This is a genomic window from Asticcacaulis currens, assembly GCF_028550395.1.
In the GTDB taxonomy this organism is placed as follows: Bacteria; Pseudomonadota; Alphaproteobacteria; order Caulobacterales; family Caulobacteraceae; genus Asticcacaulis; species Asticcacaulis currens.
On sequence record NZ_JAQQKW010000010.1, the window covers coordinates 52,744 to 67,890 of the forward strand.

Annotated in this window: 12 protein-coding genes; 4 read left to right on the plus strand and 8 right to left on the minus strand. The window is 63.2% G+C overall.

The genetic code is table 11. The annotated features are described in order from the left end of the window. Positions 1-170: 170 nt before the first annotated feature. Positions 171-2,369, plus strand: a complete 2,199-nt coding sequence (ptsP, locus tag PQU94_RS15135) for a phosphoenolpyruvate--protein phosphotransferase (RefSeq protein WP_272742345.1) — start codon at positions 171-173, stop codon at positions 2,367-2,369. Positions 2,370-2,466: 97 nt separating this feature from the next. Beyond that, the gene (locus PQU94_RS15140) at positions 2,467-4,506 is read left to right on the plus strand and encodes a protein-disulfide reductase DsbD family protein (RefSeq protein WP_272742270.1); all 2,040 of its coding nucleotides are present in this window, start codon (positions 2,467-2,469) and stop codon (positions 4,504-4,506) included. Between the two features lie 259 nt (positions 4,507-4,765). Here the strand turns inward: PQU94_RS15140 and PQU94_RS15145 are convergent, their stop codons facing one another. The 5 genes from PQU94_RS15145 to PQU94_RS15165 all read right to left on the minus strand — a co-directional run bounded on the left by PQU94_RS15145 (position 4,766) and on the right by PQU94_RS15165 (position 7,875). After that, entirely contained in the window at positions 4,766-5,236 is a 471-nt protein-coding gene (locus PQU94_RS15145; RefSeq protein ID WP_272742271.1) for a hypothetical protein, read from the minus strand. 86 nt (positions 5,237-5,322) lie between these two features. Further along, positions 5,323-5,757, minus strand: a complete 435-nt coding sequence (locus PQU94_RS15150) for a DUF1178 family protein (RefSeq protein ID WP_272742272.1) — start codon at positions 5,755-5,757, stop codon at positions 5,323-5,325. Beyond that, positions 5,754-6,596 (minus strand): carbon-nitrogen hydrolase family protein, encoded by an 843-nt coding sequence (locus PQU94_RS15155; RefSeq protein ID WP_272742273.1) that lies wholly within the window; start codon positions 6,594-6,596, stop codon positions 5,754-5,756. The genes PQU94_RS15150 and PQU94_RS15155 overlap by 4 nt, the downstream gene beginning before the upstream one ends. Then, the gene (gene grxC / locus PQU94_RS15160) at positions 6,597-6,851 is read right to left on the minus strand and encodes a glutaredoxin 3 (protein ID WP_272742274.1); all 255 of its coding nucleotides are present in this window, start codon (positions 6,849-6,851) and stop codon (positions 6,597-6,599) included. Between the two features lie 154 nt (positions 6,852-7,005). Next, the gene (locus PQU94_RS15165; protein WP_272742275.1) at positions 7,006-7,875 is read right to left on the minus strand and encodes a ComF family protein; all 870 of its coding nucleotides are present in this window, start codon (positions 7,873-7,875) and stop codon (positions 7,006-7,008) included. Between the two features lie 52 nt (positions 7,876-7,927). Between PQU94_RS15165 and PQU94_RS15170 the strand changes: the two genes are divergently transcribed. Further along, positions 7,928-8,809: a class I SAM-dependent methyltransferase gene (locus PQU94_RS15170; RefSeq protein WP_272742276.1), complete on the plus strand. Its 882-nt coding sequence runs from the start codon at positions 7,928-7,930 to the stop codon at positions 8,807-8,809. 160 nt (positions 8,810-8,969) lie between these two features. Here the strand turns inward: PQU94_RS15170 and mutT are convergent, their stop codons facing one another. The 3 genes from mutT to PQU94_RS15185 all read right to left on the minus strand — a co-directional run bounded on the left by mutT (position 8,970) and on the right by PQU94_RS15185 (position 11,965). Continuing rightward, positions 8,970-9,368 (minus strand): 8-oxo-dGTP diphosphatase MutT, encoded by a 399-nt coding sequence (mutT, locus tag PQU94_RS15175; protein ID WP_272742277.1) that lies wholly within the window; start codon positions 9,366-9,368, stop codon positions 8,970-8,972. Positions 9,369-9,427: 59 nt separating this feature from the next. Beyond that, positions 9,428-10,870, minus strand: a complete 1,443-nt coding sequence (gene argJ / locus PQU94_RS15180; protein ID WP_272742278.1) for a bifunctional glutamate N-acetyltransferase/amino-acid acetyltransferase ArgJ — start codon at positions 10,868-10,870, stop codon at positions 9,428-9,430. A gap of 90 nt (positions 10,871-10,960) precedes the next feature. Continuing rightward, positions 10,961-11,965 (minus strand): peptidylprolyl isomerase, encoded by a 1,005-nt coding sequence (locus PQU94_RS15185; protein ID WP_272742279.1) that lies wholly within the window; start codon positions 11,963-11,965, stop codon positions 10,961-10,963. A 208-nt stretch (positions 11,966-12,173) separates the two neighbouring features. Between PQU94_RS15185 and secA the strand changes: the two genes are divergently transcribed. Next, positions 12,174-15,014: a preprotein translocase subunit SecA gene (gene secA, locus PQU94_RS15190; RefSeq protein ID WP_272742280.1), complete on the plus strand. Its 2,841-nt coding sequence runs from the start codon at positions 12,174-12,176 to the stop codon at positions 15,012-15,014. Positions 15,015-15,147 lie beyond the last annotated feature (133 nt).

The window sequence follows — 15,147 nt, forward strand, 5'->3', positions numbered from 1 at the left end:
AAAGTCTTCGTGACTTGTCTCAGGGGACAAGCCTCTGTAGACAGCCGCGAAAACGTTTCCCATTATGGGGAAAACGGCACACGGTTGTATGGGGAGCCGAAGCGTTGAGTCCAAGTCTGGTTCAGGGTGCGCGCGGTCAGCGCGGTCTGCTGCGGCAGATCCGCGAAGTCATGGCCGATGGCTCTTCGGCTCAGGCGCGTCTGGACCGCGTGGTGGAAATCATCGCCCGCTCGATGATTGCCGAAGTCTGCTCCATCTATCTGCGCCGCACCTCCGAAGAACTGGAACTGTTCGCCACCGAAGGCCTCAACCGCGAAGCCGTGCACAACACGCGCCTGCGTCTGTCGGAAGGTCTGGTGGGCGAGGTCGCCCGGTCGGGGCAGCCGCTGAACCTCAACGACGCGCCGTCGCACCCCAGCTTCTCCTACCGTCCGGAAACGGGCGAAGACCCCTATAACTCCTTCCTCGGCGTGCCGCTGCTGCGCGGCGGGCGCACCATCGGCGTGCTGGTCGTGCAGAACATGGCCATGCGCACCTATGGCGAGGATGAGGTCGAGGACCTTCAGATCATCGCCATGGTGCTGGCCGAAATGGTGGCCGGCGATCTGGTCAGTGACGATGAACTGAAAGACATCGAAATCGCGCCGCAGCGGCCGGAGCGCCTGAAGGGGTCGAGCTTTGCCGACGGTCTGGCCATCGGCACGGTAATCCTGCACGAGGTGCCGGTGACGCCCGATCACCTGCTGTCGGACGACGCCATCGCCGAAGAGGCGCGGCTTCTGACCGCCATCGGCGACTTGCGCGACCAGATTGATCAGATGTTCGAAGGCCAGCACGGTCTGGCCGGGCCGACCTTCGATGTGCTCGAAACCTATCGCATGTTTGCCCACGACCGGGGCTGGACGCGCAATCTGGTCGAGGCGGTGCGCTCCGGCCTGACCGCCGAGGCGGCGGTGGAGCGCGTGCGCAACGAGCAGCGCGCCAAGCTCAACAACGCCCGCGACGCCTATATGCGCGAGCGTCTGCACGACCTCGAAGACCTCGGCAATCGTCTGCTGCGCGTGCTGGCGGGCCGCAATACGGTCGCCCGCGAAATCCCCGACAATGCCATTCTGGTGGCGCGCGATCTGGGCCCGGCGGACCTGCTGGAATACGACCGCAAGAAGCTGAAAGGCATTTTGCTCGAAGAAGGTTCGGCGGCCAACCACGCGGCCATTGTCGCCCGTGCGTTACAAATCCCGTGCGTTGGGCGGCTCGACCGCCTGCGCGATAAGGTCAATCAGGGCGATCAGGTCGTCGTCGATGGTGAAACCGGCGAAGCCTACTTACGCCCCCGCCCCGATATTCTGGGGGCCGCCGTCGCGCGCATGGACATGCGGGCCGCCCGCCGGGCCGAGTTCGAAAAGCTGAAAGACGTCGATGCGGTGACGCGCGACGGCCACCGTGTGGCGCTTCTGATGAATGCCGGTCTGGAGTTCGATCTCGAAATCATGCACGAGACGGGCGCGGAAGGCATCGGCCTGTTCCGTACCGAGTTTCAGTTCATGGTCTCCGAAGACCTGCCGCGCCTGAAGCGTCAGACCGAGCTTTATGAGCGGGTGATGGACGCGGCAGGCGACAAGCCGGTCATCTTCCGCACGCTCGACCTCGGCGGTGACAAGATCCTGCCCTATATGGAGACCGAGCGCGAGGAAAACCCAGCGCTGGGCTGGCGCGCCATCCGCATGGGGCTGGACCGCCCGGCCCTGCTGCGGATGCAGGTGCGCGCCCTGCTCACGGCCGCGCGAGGCCGCGAACTGCGCATCATGTTCCCCATGGTGGCCTCGGTCGATGAGTTCCGTCAGGCGCGTGAACTGGTCGATATTGAATGTCAGTGGGCACGCCGCCGCGGCCGACCGCTGCCGCAGGTGTTGCGCGTTGGCGTAATGATCGAATGCCCGTCGCTTTTGTTCCACCTCGACGCCCTGCTGCCGATGGTCGATTTCGCCAGCGTCGGCACCAATGACCTGACGCAGTACCTGTTTGCCGCCGACCGCACCAATCCGCGCATGTCGGATCGCTATGACGTGCTGTCGCCGCCCATGCTCCGTGCCCTTTCGACCATCCAGAAGGCCGCCGAGGATTCGGGTACGCCGGTTTCCGTCTGCGGCGAAATCGCCGGCAAGCCGCTGGAGGCCTTCGTGCTGATCGCGCTGGGCTTCAACCGCCTGTCCATGCCGCCCGCCGGCATCGGTCAGGTCAAGCGCATGATCCTGTCGCTCGACCGCGAACAGGCGTCCAAGGCTATCCGCAAGCTGATGGGCTCCTCCTATGGCTCGCTGCGTTCCGAAGTTCTGGCGCTGGCGCGCAAGCTGAATGTGAATCTGTAATTTCACCTCTGCATAAGCGCCGAAAAGGGATGAAATTTTCAAACAGGACGTCGTTTTCGATCGTATAAAGGCGTGCTTCAACTGTTCGGGTGGCCGCGTGTTCCGATTTCTTGCCTTCGTTTTTGCCTTTATCGCGCTGGGCTCCGCCGTTCAGGCCGCGCCGGTCAAGACGGCGCACCTGACGACCGAACTGATCGCCGAAACGACGGTTACACCGGGCGGTCAGACGTGGCTGGCCATCCGGCATACGCCGCTCAAGGGCTGGCATACCTACTGGCAAAACCCCGGCGATACGGGCTTGGCCCCGAAGGTCACATGGACCCTGCCCACTGGCGTCACCGTGTCGGAACTGGTCTTCCCGACCCCCGAAGTGCAGCCCTATATGGGGCTGACCAATTTCGGCTATAGCGGCGAAACGGCACTGCTGGCCAAGCTCACCAACGGTTCGGTGCTCAAGGACGGCGTGCTGCCGATCAGGGCACAGGTCGATTTTCTCGTCTGCGAAAAGGTCTGCGTGCCAGAGACGGTCAATCTGACGTTCGATCTCAAAGTGACGCCAAAACCTGAGCCGGTCACCGATTTCAGCGCCGCCCGCGCCGCCTTGCCGCAAAAGGTACAGGCACAGGCGAGCTACGCGGTGTCCGGCGATACCCTGACGCTCGGCCTGCTGTCACCGAGCGACGCCAGCGCGGCCAACGATTTTGCCCATCCCGGCGGGGCCTATCTGTTTCCGCTGAGCGGTGGCGTGATCGACCCGTCGGCCAAACAGGCGATCGAACTGGGGCCGCAGGGCTTTACGGTCTCGCTGAAAACCAAGGCATCGCCCGAAGCGCCGTTTGAGGCGGTGATCCGCTTCGCGTCCGGCCGGTCCTATCAGATCAGCGCCACAGAAGGCACGCCGCCCGCCGCTGCCAGGGGCCTCGGGGCACCGCCACAGGCGCGCCCGGCGATTAACCTGATGGGGGTGGTCGCGGCGATGAGTCTGGCCTTTGTCGGTGGTATGATTCTCAACCTGATGCCCTGCGTGTTTCCGGTGTTGTCGATGAAGCTGCTGGCTCTGGCCAGAGCCGGGCACGAGGGTGCCGCCGGCCGCCGTGAGTCGCTGTTCTACGGCGTCGGCATTCTTCTCACCTTTGCGGCCTTGGGCGGGTTGCTGAGCTGGCTCGGTTCGGCGCTCGGCTGGGGCTTCCAGTTGCAATCGCCGTGGGTGACGGCGGGTCTCTCGCTGCTGCTGCTGGCCGTGGCGCTCAACATGTCGGGCCTGTTCGAGGTGGGCTCCGGCCTGCAATCACTGGCGGGCGGGCGTCTGTCGGTCGCCAATCCCGATGTGACGGCGCTGCTGACCGGCGTGCTGGCCGTTGTGGTCGCCGCTCCCTGCACGGCTCCCTTTATGGCCACCGCCATCGGCGTGGCCCTGGCGCAGGGGGGCGTGGTCAGCTTTGCCATCTTCCTCGCACTTGGGCTGGGCTTTGCCCTGCCGGTCGTCGCCCTCACCTTCCTGATCACCTACGTCCCGGCGGTGGCCAGCCGTATGCCGCGGCCCGGCCCGTGGATGGACCGCTTGCGGCATATTCTCGCCCTCCCCATGTACGCCGCCGCCCTGTGGATGGGCTGGGTCTTTGCGCAGCAGGTGTCAGGCCTTGGCCTGTTCGCGCTGGGACTTGCCTGTGCGCTCCTGACGGTCGGCCTGTGGTGGCCTAAGGGCCCGCGTATTTTGCGGCCTGTTTTCATCGTCATGGCGCTGGCCGTCGCGGCCACCGCCGCCGTGCAGAAGCCCGATACGCCCGTGCGGGTAGCCGTCGATCACGAAGCTTTTTCGACCGCCCGCATCGCCGAACTGCGCGCGCAGAACACCCCGGTTCTGATCAATCTGACCGCTGCGTGGTGCGTGACGTGCAAGGTGAATGAACGGCTGGTGTTTGAGACGCAGGCCTTCCGCGATGCCATCAAATCGAGTGGTACAGTCTATATGGTCGGCGACTGGACCAATCAGGACGCGGCCATTTCGCAGTACCTCAGCCAGAACGGGCGTTCCGGCGTGCCTCTCTATGTCTATTATGGGCGCAACTCTGCCGATCCGGTGGTGCTGGGGCAGTTGTTGAACACCAAAGATGTGGTTGCGGTATTGAAGAAGTAATGGGCCACGAAAAACACGAAAAGCTGGAAAAAATTACAGACTGAACCTACGACGAAGCGCGAAACATCCGAGCGTGCTTAGAGCGTATTCTGAAAAGTGTGCAACGGTTTTCGGAATCAAATGCGCGACAAAACAGAGCGTTAGAGCGGGATTTCGATTCAGCCTGAACGAAATCCGCTCTAAGATAAACAACCGCCCTTCGGGCACAACATGAGCGTAGCCTTTTCCAGCTTTTCGTGTTTTTCGTGGCAAAAAAGCCCTACGAATTGCCGAACTCGATTACGCAATCGAGCCCCGAATCCGCCGTCGCCGGGGTGACGATCACCTCGATATTGTCTTCCAGCAGATAGGCCATGTCGTTCAGCGCGCCCTTGAGCGCATCCGGTGTCTTTGCTGCCTCGATGGCCGCCAGCTTGCGCGGCAGGTCGAGCGACACCCCTTTCAGCACGCATTTCAGGTCATTGTCCGTGCCGCGCGCCTTGAGGTCGAGATGGCCTTTCAGATTGCGCTCGGACAGGGTGCTGATCTCCCGCGCATAGGTCTTGAAACCGGCTGAGGTCAGAAGCGTCAGGGACGGGCTTTGGGCCATACGCACCGTGCGCGCCTTCAGCGTACCGGCATCCCGGACGATAGCCGCATAGAAGGGCTCTTTCGACAGCGGATTGACCGTCGGTGTCGCGGCCACAGCGGGCGTCGTCAGCAGAATGGCGATCAGCGCAAGGTGTTTCATGACGGCTCCTTCGTCTCCCCTTATGCAAGAGCCCGGCCAAAAAAGCGTTAATCCCGCCGGACTGTTCTGCCGTCACGAGGCGGAGATTAGTTCAGCGTCTTGGGCTTGGGCGTTTCACCCGCCGGAATCGGCAGGGGAGCGACCGGGATACCGTCGTCGATGAGTTCACGCACCTCGTCACGGCTGGCCTCGCCATAGATAGGACGTTCCGGCGCCAGGCCTTCGTGCATGTCGCGGGCTTCGCGGGCAAAGCTGTCGCCCACATAGTCGAAATTCTGCTCTACATGCGTGCGCACGCGGTGCATGGCCTCGGCCACGGCCTTGCGCATATCCGACTGACGGCTCTCGACGGCTTCGGAGGTGCGCACCATCGGGGCCATGATCGCCTTTTCGACCTGTGCGCTGCCGCAATGCGGACACTCGATCAGCGCCCGCGTCTTCTGCTCGTCAAAGGCGGCTGAATTGGAAAACCACGCCTCGAACTCATGCTCATGCGCACATTTGAGGGCATACCGGATCATACGCGTACAAAGGTCCTGTCGTGTTGCAACTGAGGGATGGCCGTGCGGGCGCGTTCGACCTCCGACAGGTCGATCTCGGCCATCAGCACCGCCGGGTGGTCGTGGTCGAGCCGCGCCATGACCTCACCCCACGGATTAATGATCATCGAATGGCCCCAGGTCTTGCGGCCATCCTCGTGCAGACCGCCCTGCGCCGGAGCGAGGACGAAACAGCCGGTTTCGATGGCACGGGCGCGCAGCAGCACCTCCCAGTGCGCCTGCCCGGTCGGCACGGTAAAGGCCGCCGGCACCGCGATCATCGATGCCCCGCCCTGCGCCAGAGCGCGATGCAGATAGCCGAAGCGCACATCGTAGCAGATGGTCAGGCCCAGCCCGCCCCACGGCGTCGGCGCAATCACCGCCCGTTCGCCGCCGCAGACACCCGCCGACTCGCGATAGACCTCGCCATTGGGCGTGGTGGCGTCGAACAGGTGGATCTTGTCGTAAAAGGCGACCTCTTCGCCAGCCTCGTTGAAAAAGACGGTCCGGTTGACCGCCCGGTCTTCGCCTGCGACCGGCGAACGGACAATGGCCGAACCCAAGAGCGTCGGGACGCGATACCGCGCCGCCAGCGCCTTGACGCCCGCCACACAGGCGTCCGCCTCCAGCGTGGTAACGACCTGCGCCTTCCTGTCCTTGCGCTGCTCCATCAGATTGGAACATTCGGGCGTCAGGATAAGCTGCCCCCCTGCGGCCACGGCCGTTTCATAGAGCGGCTTCAGGTGATCGAACGCCCGGACCGGGTCGGCGGGCGTGTTCAGTTGCAGCAGGGCGACTTTGAGGGGGGCGGCGTGGGCCATCTATACCGCCAGCAGAGGGTCCAGACCGCCGCGCGAATCGAGCGACACCAGATCATCGCAGCCACCGACGTGCAGACCGTCAATGAAGATTTGCGGATAGGTGGCGCGCCCCGACCGCTCATTCATTTCCTTGCGCAGTTCCGGATCGTTCGAAGCAACGATTTCCTTATACGGAGCCCCCTTGGCGTCCAGCAGCGCCTTGGCGCGCTCGCAATAGGGGCAATAGGGCTTGGTATAGATTTCAATATTCGGCATGGGGGTCCACAGTCAAAACGCAACCTTGTCACAAACCATCATATAGGCAAGGGTTTGCAAGTTTTAAAGACGGACCTGTGGCTGACGCGTGACAGGGAATAACAGGTCGTTATGCCTCTTCATACCTCCCCAGCTTGCTGGGGAGGTATAAGGATTAGACCTCCGCCGCCGGCACGGCGCGCGCCAGCACCAGCACATCGACCTCACGCACCCCGGCCTCGCGCAGAGCCTTGGCGCAGGCCGTGAGCGTAGCACCGGAGGTGAAAACATCATCGACCAGCAGCACCCGCCGTCCGCGCAAACGCCGCGCGCCGGAGGCCGTTACCACAAAGGCCCCCTTCACATTCTCAAAACGATCTTCGCGGCGGCCTCTGGCCGTGCGGGCGCGGCTGAACTGCACCGAAGTGGCGCGCTGTCGGATCAGGGCGTCGGGCACAAAGTCCTTCTGATACTGCCGCGCCAGAGGCCGGGCCAGCTCCGCCGCCTGATTATAGCGGCGCTGAAACAGCCTGCGCCAGTGCAGGGGCACGGGCACGATCACATCGACCTTCTCCATCAGCTCGGCCCCGGCCCGCGACAGCCAGCCCGACAGGATGGGCCGCAGATCGAGCCGGTCCGCGTGTTTGAACGCCAGAATCAGGCCCTTCGAAGCCTCGGTATAAAGACAGGCGGCGCGGCCACGGCGAAACGGGAACGGCTTTTGCGTGCAGCCCTCACAAAGCGCCCCGGCCCCCAGAAACACCCCGCCTTCAAACGGGCGGGCGCACATGTCGCAGCCCTGCCCCGTCAGGAAGCGAATGGCGCTCCAGTCGTCCGCCGTTAGGCCGCCGGCCTGCACCGCGTCTTTTACCCCCGCTGAATTCCGCAGATCGGGGTCGTGATTGAGCGCCTGACGCGGATAAAGCGCATCCAACAGGCGGGTCCCGCCTTCGCGCAGACGCGGCATGAGCGCCTGTTCCGCCACCCACGTTTTCAGCCCGTCTATGGACAGCCGCATCCCCACCCCGTTTAAGCTGTCGCGCATCTTGGCCCGAAAACCGCTTCACACTTTCCGGGATGCGCGATATCTGCACAGCATGACAACACCGCGCCTCTTCGATCGTCAACTGTTGCGTCACCGCCTCGACCGCACGGCGGGCGATTTCACCACAGCCAACTTCCTGAAACGGCGCAGCGCCGAGGACATGATCGACACGCTTGCGGCCATTAACCGCCGCTTCGACGTGGCGCTGGAGATCGGCCGCCGCGATGGCCGCTTTGCCGAACTTTTGGCCGGGACGCCGGAGGTGGCCGCCAAGATCGGCTATCTGATCGAAAGCGACCTGTCGGCCCGCCATCGCCCCGCCGTCGTGCTAGACGAAGAGGCCCTGCCCTTTGGCGATGACACGCTCGATCTGGTGGTGTCGTCTCTGGCTTTTCACACCACCAACGACCTGCCCGGCGTGCTGGTGCAGTTGCGCCGCGCCCTGCGGCCCGACGGCCTGCTGATCGCCTCGCAATTCGGCGGCGAGACCCTGCACGAGCTGCGCCGTGTGCTGATGGAGGCCGAACTGGAAATCCGCGGCGGGACGGGGGCGCGCGTCGCCCCCTTTGCCGAAGGGCCGGACTGCGTGGATTTGCTGCGCCGCGCCGGGTTCAACATGCCCGTCGTCGATACAGACAAGGTGGTGGTCAGCTACGCCCACCCGCTCAGCCTGCTGCGCGATCTGCGGGCCATGGGGGAAACCAACATCCTGTTCGACCGCCCGCGCAAGGGGCTGAGCCGCGCCATCCTCAGCCGGGCATTTGAACTTTACGCCGAACGCTATCCGCACCCGGAAGGCGGCGTGCGCGCCACGTTCGAGATCATCACCCTGTCCGGCTGGACCCCGCACGAAAGCCAGCAAAAGCCACTGCGTCCGGGCTCCGCCAAGGTACGTCTGGCCGATGCGCTGGGGGTGAAAGAGGGGAAACTCTGAAACAGTTCCTCCCCTAATTTTAGGGGAGGTGGATTTTGGAGCATTAGCGACAAAAGGCGGTGGGGTTAAAAGCGGCAGTATTAACCCCACCGTCTGCTCATTTCATTCGCAGCCACCTCCCCTGAAATCAGGGGAGGGACTCTGATCTGCGGAGAAACCGTCAAATAAAATCATTCAGGTACGCCACCAGCGGCAGGTCTGCCGGGGGCATGGGATAGTCGCGCATGTCTTTGGGCCGCACCCATTTCAGCGCTGTGTGTTCCTTCGGCTGCGGCGTGCCCTCCCAGCGGCGGATCAGATACAGCGGCATCAAGAGGTGAAACGTCTCATAGGTATGCGAGGCAAAGACGAAGGGGGCCAGACAGGCGGCCCTGGTCGTAATACCCAGTTCTTCTTCAAGCTCACGGATCAACGCCGCTTCGGGAGTTTCGCCGGGCTCGACCTTGCCGCCGGGAAACTCCCACTGCCCGGCCAGCGACTTGCCTTCCGGACGCTGGGCGATCAGCACCCGCCCGTCACTGTCGATCAGGGCCGCCGCAACGACAAGTACGGTTTTCATAGACGTGCCCCCTCCGCCTCGACAGGCTCGGCACCTCCCCCGCTTCGCAGGGGAGGAGATTAGCTGCGATAGTCACCATTAATGCTGATATACCGATGCGTCAGGTCGCAGGTATAGACGTGGGCCGAGGCGCGGCCGACGCCGACATCGACGCTGATTTCCAGCTCCTGTTTCTTCATATAGGCGCTCATCGCCGCCTCGTCATAGGTCAGCGACACGGCGCCGTGTTCGGCGGCCACAAGCTCCCCGAAACGGATGGCGAGGTGGTCGCGGTCCACCTCTTCCTCGGTCTTGCCCACCGCCATGACGATGCGGCCCCAGTTGGCATCTTCGCCGGCCCAGGCGGTCTTGCACAGCGGGCTTTCGGCGATCGACTTGGCGATCTTGCGCGCCGACGCCGGTGAGGAGGCCCCCGTCACCGTGACCTTGACGAACTTGGTCGCGCCTTCACCGTCGCGGATAAGCTGGGTGGCGAGGCTGTGCATGACCTTTTCCAGCTTGTCGCGGAAGTCGGCCAGACGCTTATCACCCGCGCGGCTGATCTTCGGGGCCCCCGCCGCGCCCGTAGCAAACAAAAGCGCCGTGTCGTTGGTCGAGGTATCGCCATCGACCGTCACGCTGTTGAAGGTGGTGCGCGTATAAAGCCCCAGCAGGGATTGCAGCACACCTGCAGAGAGGGTCGCGTCCGTGACGATAAAGGCCAGCATGGTCGCCATGTCCGGCGCGATCATGCCCGACCCCTTGGCGATACCGGCGATCTTAACCTCTACGCCGTCGATCAGGGCGGTTTCGTAAGCGCCCTTGGGGAAGGTGTCGGTGGTCATGATGGCCTGAGCCGCCGCGTGCCAAGCATCGGCCTTGAACGACTCTTCGATCAGCGGCAGTTGCGCGGCGATCTTGGCATCGTCCAGCACCACGCCGATCACGCCGGTCGAGGCCAGCATAATGTCGCGTTGACGGCAATCGAGCCGCCGGGCCAGGGCCGCCGCCGTGCGGCGCGCGGCATCCGCCCCCAGCTTACCCGTAAAAGCATTGGCACAGCCCGCATTGCAGACCAGCGCGCGGATTTCATTGCCTTCATTGGCAGCCAGTTGCTTCTTGCACCAATCGACCGGGGCCGAACCGATACTATGCCGCGTGAAGACGCCCGCTGCCGTGGTGCCTTCGGCGAACTTCATCACCAGCAGATCAGGACGGACGTGCTTGTAAAAACCGGCGCGGGCAATGGCGATATCGACGCCACCCACCGGCGGAATGGGCGGCAGATCGACGGCCAGCGGCGACACGGCCAGCCCCGGCTTACCGGTCGCCGGTTTGGCGGGCTCAGCGGTTGCGGCCGTATGCACGCCAACCAGTTCGGCCCCGGTCTGCACGGCCTTTTTCAGCGCATTGGCCAGCGGATCAAGCGCCGCCCCCAGCGGGTTCACCTGACCGCGTTCCTGACCGGAGGCCGCGGCAGAGGTATCGGGCGTTTTGCCGGTCGGCGACGGCGGCTTGGTCATGGCGCGCAGCTCCAGTGAAGGGGACATCAAAGTGCGCGGCTTAGCCCCAAATCATGACGCTGTGAAGGCTTTTGTGCAGAGGTTCGGGGCTTACTTTTTCGCCGCTGCGCGCGAAGCGGCCGATGAGGCCGAGGTCGAGGCCTTTTCCGGACCTTCGCCGACATCGTCGCCCGCCTCACTGGCACTGGCGCTGGCCTGAGCTGCCCCCGCCGGGGCCGAGGCCGGTTCACGGTCTTCGCTGCTGCTCAGACCCTTGACCAGAAATTCAACGCGCGCCCCATCGCGCAAGCCGCCCAGCAGGCCGCGCACCTGCTCCAGCTTGAGCGCCGACACGATACCCGGACGCGCTTCTTCAATCGTCATCGGCTGTTCCGGACGGCGCTCCTCGACCTTGAACACGGCCCAGCCGCCGTCGATCTGCACCGGCCCGGCCACCTGACCCGGCTTGGCCGTCATCAGCGTGGCGCGATAGCTTTCCGGGATAACGTCGGTGGTGAAATAGCCCATATCGCCGCCATTGAAGCGCGTCGCCTGATCAATGGAGCGTTCCATGGCCATGGCCTCGAACAGGCTGCCGCTCTGAAGCTGGCGCAGGATATTGTCGGCTTCCGGGCGCGTCTTGACGAGGATCAGGCGGGCGCGGATTTCCTCGGACTTCTGCGCCAGCTTGACCTGTTCTTCGTAGAGGTCCTTGACCTTCTTGTCGTCGATGGCCGCATCGACGCTCTGTTCCAGCAGCATGTGACCCAGAATGTCCTCACGCGCCGCCGCGATGCGCCGCTGCGCCAGTTCGGTCCGGTCAATGCCTTTTTTAAGCGCCGCCTGCGCCAGCAGCTTCTGGTCGATCACCTCTTCCAGCGTGCGGCGAAACAGGGGCGACGCCAGATCGAAGGGTTCGCCATCGCCGATCAGACCCTGCTGAACCGCCTCATAGCGCACGTCGGACGCCCAGATGGTATGGCCGTCGATACGGGCCACGGCGACATCGCCCGGCTCCGGCGGGCGCTCATCGAGGGTCGGTTTGTCGCACCCTGCAATCGTCAGAGTCACAAGGGCCACCGCCGCCAACTGCCTGAGCTTCATCCAACGCTGCATACCGAAAGCATCCCCGCTATTCTGTGCGACCAACTTACATTGACAGATCGCAAGCGCAAGCCTAAGTCAGTCCCCGCGCTTGAAAAGCGCCGGCTCACGCCTATTTGCCCTATTACGCCATAACCGTGACACCTTGATATTCTCCAAACAGGTGTGTCCGACCAAGGCGGACAGGACAAAATATCGAAATCTAATCGTCGGGTATCTCATGCTGGCTTTCGCCAAATCTCTGTTCGGCTCCGCTAACGAGCGCAAGGTCAAGTCGATGAACGGGCGTATCGCCCGCATCAATGCGCTGGAACCCCGGATGAAGGCGATGAGCAATGAGGAGCTGGCGCATCAGACCGTCCTCTTCCGCGAACGCATTGCCAATGGCGCCTCGCTCGATTCGCTGCTGGAAGAGGCCTTCGCCACGGTGCGCGAAGCGGCCTGGCGCTCCATCGGTCAGCGTCACTACGACGTTCAGCTGACCGGCGGCCTGATCCTGCATCAGGGCGGCATCGCCGAAATGCGGACCGGCGAAGGCAAGACGCTGGTCGGGACCGCGCCCGTCTATCTCAATGCGCTGACGGGCAAGGGCGTGCACCTGATCACCGTCAACGACTATCTGGCCAAGCGCGACGCCGACTTCATGGGCCGCGTCTATCGCTTCCTCGGCCTGTCCACCGGCGTCATCGTGTCGGGCATGTCGCCGGGCGCGCGCAAGGCGGCCTATGCCTCCGACGTCACCTACGGCACCAATAACGAATTCGGCTTCGACTACCTGCGCGACAACCTCGTCTATAACCGCGAGGAAATGGTGCAGCGCGGCCACCACTATGCGATTGTCGATGAAGTGGACTCCATCCTCATCGACGAAGCGCGGACCCCGCTGATCATCTCCGGCCCGACCGAAGACCGTTCGGAACTGTATAAGGTGCTGGACGCCCTGATCAAGGAACTGATCCAGGACCCGGACACCTTCGAGCTGGACGAAAAGCAGCGTCAGGTCCTGCTGTCGGAAGCGGGCTCCGAGCGCCTCGAAGAAATGCTGACGGCGGGCGGGCATCTGGCCGAAGACACGGCCGGGCTTTACGACGCGGCCAACGTCTCTCTGGTGCACCACGCCAATCAGGCTTTGCGCGCCAACACCCTCTACACGGTCAATAAGGACTATATCGTCAAGGATGGCGAAATCGTCCTGATCGACGAATTTACCGGCCGCATGATGCAGGGCCGCCGCCTGTCCGAAGGCCTGCATCAGGCCATCGAAGCCAAGGAAGCCGTCGCCATCCAGCCGGAAAACCAGACCCTGGCCTCAGTGACCATCCAGAACTATTTCCGCATGTATCAGAAGCTGTCGGGCATGACCGGTACGGCGGCGACCGAAGCGGCGGAATTCGGCGATATCTACAAGATGGACGTGCTCGAAGTCCCGACGCACCGTCCCATCAAGCGTATCGACTATGACGATGAGGTCTATCGCACCGAGCGCGAAAAGTTCAAGGCCATCGCCGATCAGGTCGCCGACTGCTATGTGCGCGGTCAGCCGATCCTTGTCGGTACCGCCTCGATCGAAAAGTCGGACGCCCTGTCGGACTTCCTCAAGACCTATGCCTACGACATCGAAACCAGGGCCGTGAAGCCGGAATATGCCAAGCTCGACAAAAAGGAGCTGGCCAAGCTGGGGGATGCCGCCTACGACGTGGTGCGCGGATCGGGCAAGGGTATTCCGCACAATGTGCTGAACGCCCGTCACCACGAAAACGAAGCCTATATCATCGCGGACGCCGGCGTGCCCGGCGCGGTGACCATCGCCACCAACATGGCCGGTCGCGGTACCGACATTCAATTGGGCGGCAATGTCGATCTGCGGGTGCAGAAATGGGTGGAAGAGCAGGCCGAAGCCGGTGTGGACGTGTCCAACGAGCAACTTCTGGCCAAGAAGGCTGAGGTCGAGGCGCAGATCGCCGACCTCAAGCTGAAATCGCTGGCCGCCGGTGGTCTGTTCGTGCTCGGCACCGAGCGCCACGAAAGCCGCCGTATCGACAACCAGTTGCGCGGCCGTACCGGTCGTCAGGGCGATCCCGGCACCTCGAAATTCTATTTGTCCTGCGAAGATGATCTGATGCGCATCTTCGCCGGTGACCGTCTCAACGCCATGATGAAGACTCTGGGCGTCGAAGAGGGCGAAGCCATCACGCACAAGCTGCTCAACTCGGCCATCGCCACCGCCCAGAAGCGCGTCGAGCAACGCAACTATGAAATCCGCAAGAACCTGCTGAAATACGACGACGTGGTCAATGACCAGCGCAAGGCCGTCTTCGAGCAGCGTCAGGAATTCATGGACACCGAAGACCTGTCGGAAATCGTCTCTGAAATGCGCGAAGAGACGATCCGCGACCTTGTGGACCGTCACCTGCCGCCCAAGGCCTATGCCGAGCAGTGGGATATTGCCGGGCTGAAGGAACAGTGCGAGCGCCTGCTGGGTCTCGACCTGCCGCTGGAAGACTGGGCCGCCGAAGAAGGTATCGCCAACGAGGAAATCGAAGAGCGTATCCAGACCATCGCCGCGCAAAAGATGGAGGAACGCCTCCAGCTTTTGGGCCCCGATCAGATGAAGGCGCTGGAAAAGAACTTCCTGCTGCAAATGATCGACATGCAGTGGCGCGAGCACCTGATGCACCTCGATCACCTGCGCGCCGTCATCGGTCTGCGCGGCTACGGTCAGCGCGACCCGCTGAACGAATACAAGACCGAGGCCTTCGCCCTGTTCGAGACCCTGCTGGTCAACCTGCGCCACAATGTGACGCGCTGGCTGATGACCGTGGAAATCCGCTTCCAGGGTCAGCCGGAGCCAGAACCCGTGCGGTTTGAGGAAATCCACCTCAACCCGCTGACCGGTGAAAACGAACGCGCCCCGCAACTGAGCGACGACCTGACGCCGGAACAGCGCGCCGCCCTGCCCGTCTCGGCCCTGCCTGCCGGTTGGGAAAGCACCTCGCGCAACGGGCTGTGCCCCTGCGGTTCAGGCAAGAAGTTCAAGCACTGCCACGGCGCGCTGATCTGAGTGCCGTGAATACAGCCCTTTCGTCTCCCGGACATCACATCCGGGAGACGGCTGTTTCGCGCAAGGCGATTCCCCCGTTGCCACCCGCCCGGGAATTGGTTAACGTCCCTGCCAAGGCCTGAGTGGTTTCGGG

Bases quoted from the DNA above. Each gene is read 5' to 3' on its own strand.
- ptsP (WP_272742345.1), top strand. From the start codon at position 171: ATGGCCGATGGCTCTTCGGCTCAGGCGCGTCTGGACCGCGTGGTGGAA.
- PQU94_RS15145 (WP_272742271.1), bottom strand. From the start codon at position 5,236: ATGAAACACCTTGCGCTGATCGCCATTCTGCTGACGACGCCCGCTGTG.
- PQU94_RS15150 (WP_272742272.1), bottom strand. From the start codon at position 5,757: ATGATCCGGTATGCCCTCAAATGTGCGCATGAGCATGAGTTCGAGGCG.
- PQU94_RS15155 (WP_272742273.1), bottom strand. From the start codon at position 6,596: ATGGCCCACGCCGCCCCCCTCAAAGTCGCCCTGCTGCAACTGAACACG.
- grxC (WP_272742274.1), bottom strand. From the start codon at position 6,851: ATGCCGAATATTGAAATCTATACCAAGCCCTATTGCCCCTATTGCGAG.
- PQU94_RS15165 (WP_272742275.1), bottom strand. From the start codon at position 7,875: ATGCGCGACAGCTTAAACGGGGTGGGGATGCGGCTGTCCATAGACGGG.
- PQU94_RS15170 (WP_272742276.1), top strand. From the start codon at position 7,928: ATGACAACACCGCGCCTCTTCGATCGTCAACTGTTGCGTCACCGCCTC.
- mutT (WP_272742277.1), bottom strand. From the start codon at position 9,368: ATGAAAACCGTACTTGTCGTTGCGGCGGCCCTGATCGACAGTGACGGG.
- argJ (WP_272742278.1), bottom strand. From the start codon at position 10,870: ATGACCAAGCCGCCGTCGCCGACCGGCAAAACGCCCGATACCTCTGCC.
- PQU94_RS15185 (WP_272742279.1), bottom strand. From the start codon at position 11,965: ATGCAGCGTTGGATGAAGCTCAGGCAGTTGGCGGCGGTGGCCCTTGTG.
- secA (WP_272742280.1), top strand. From the start codon at position 12,174: ATGCTGGCTTTCGCCAAATCTCTGTTCGGCTCCGCTAACGAGCGCAAG.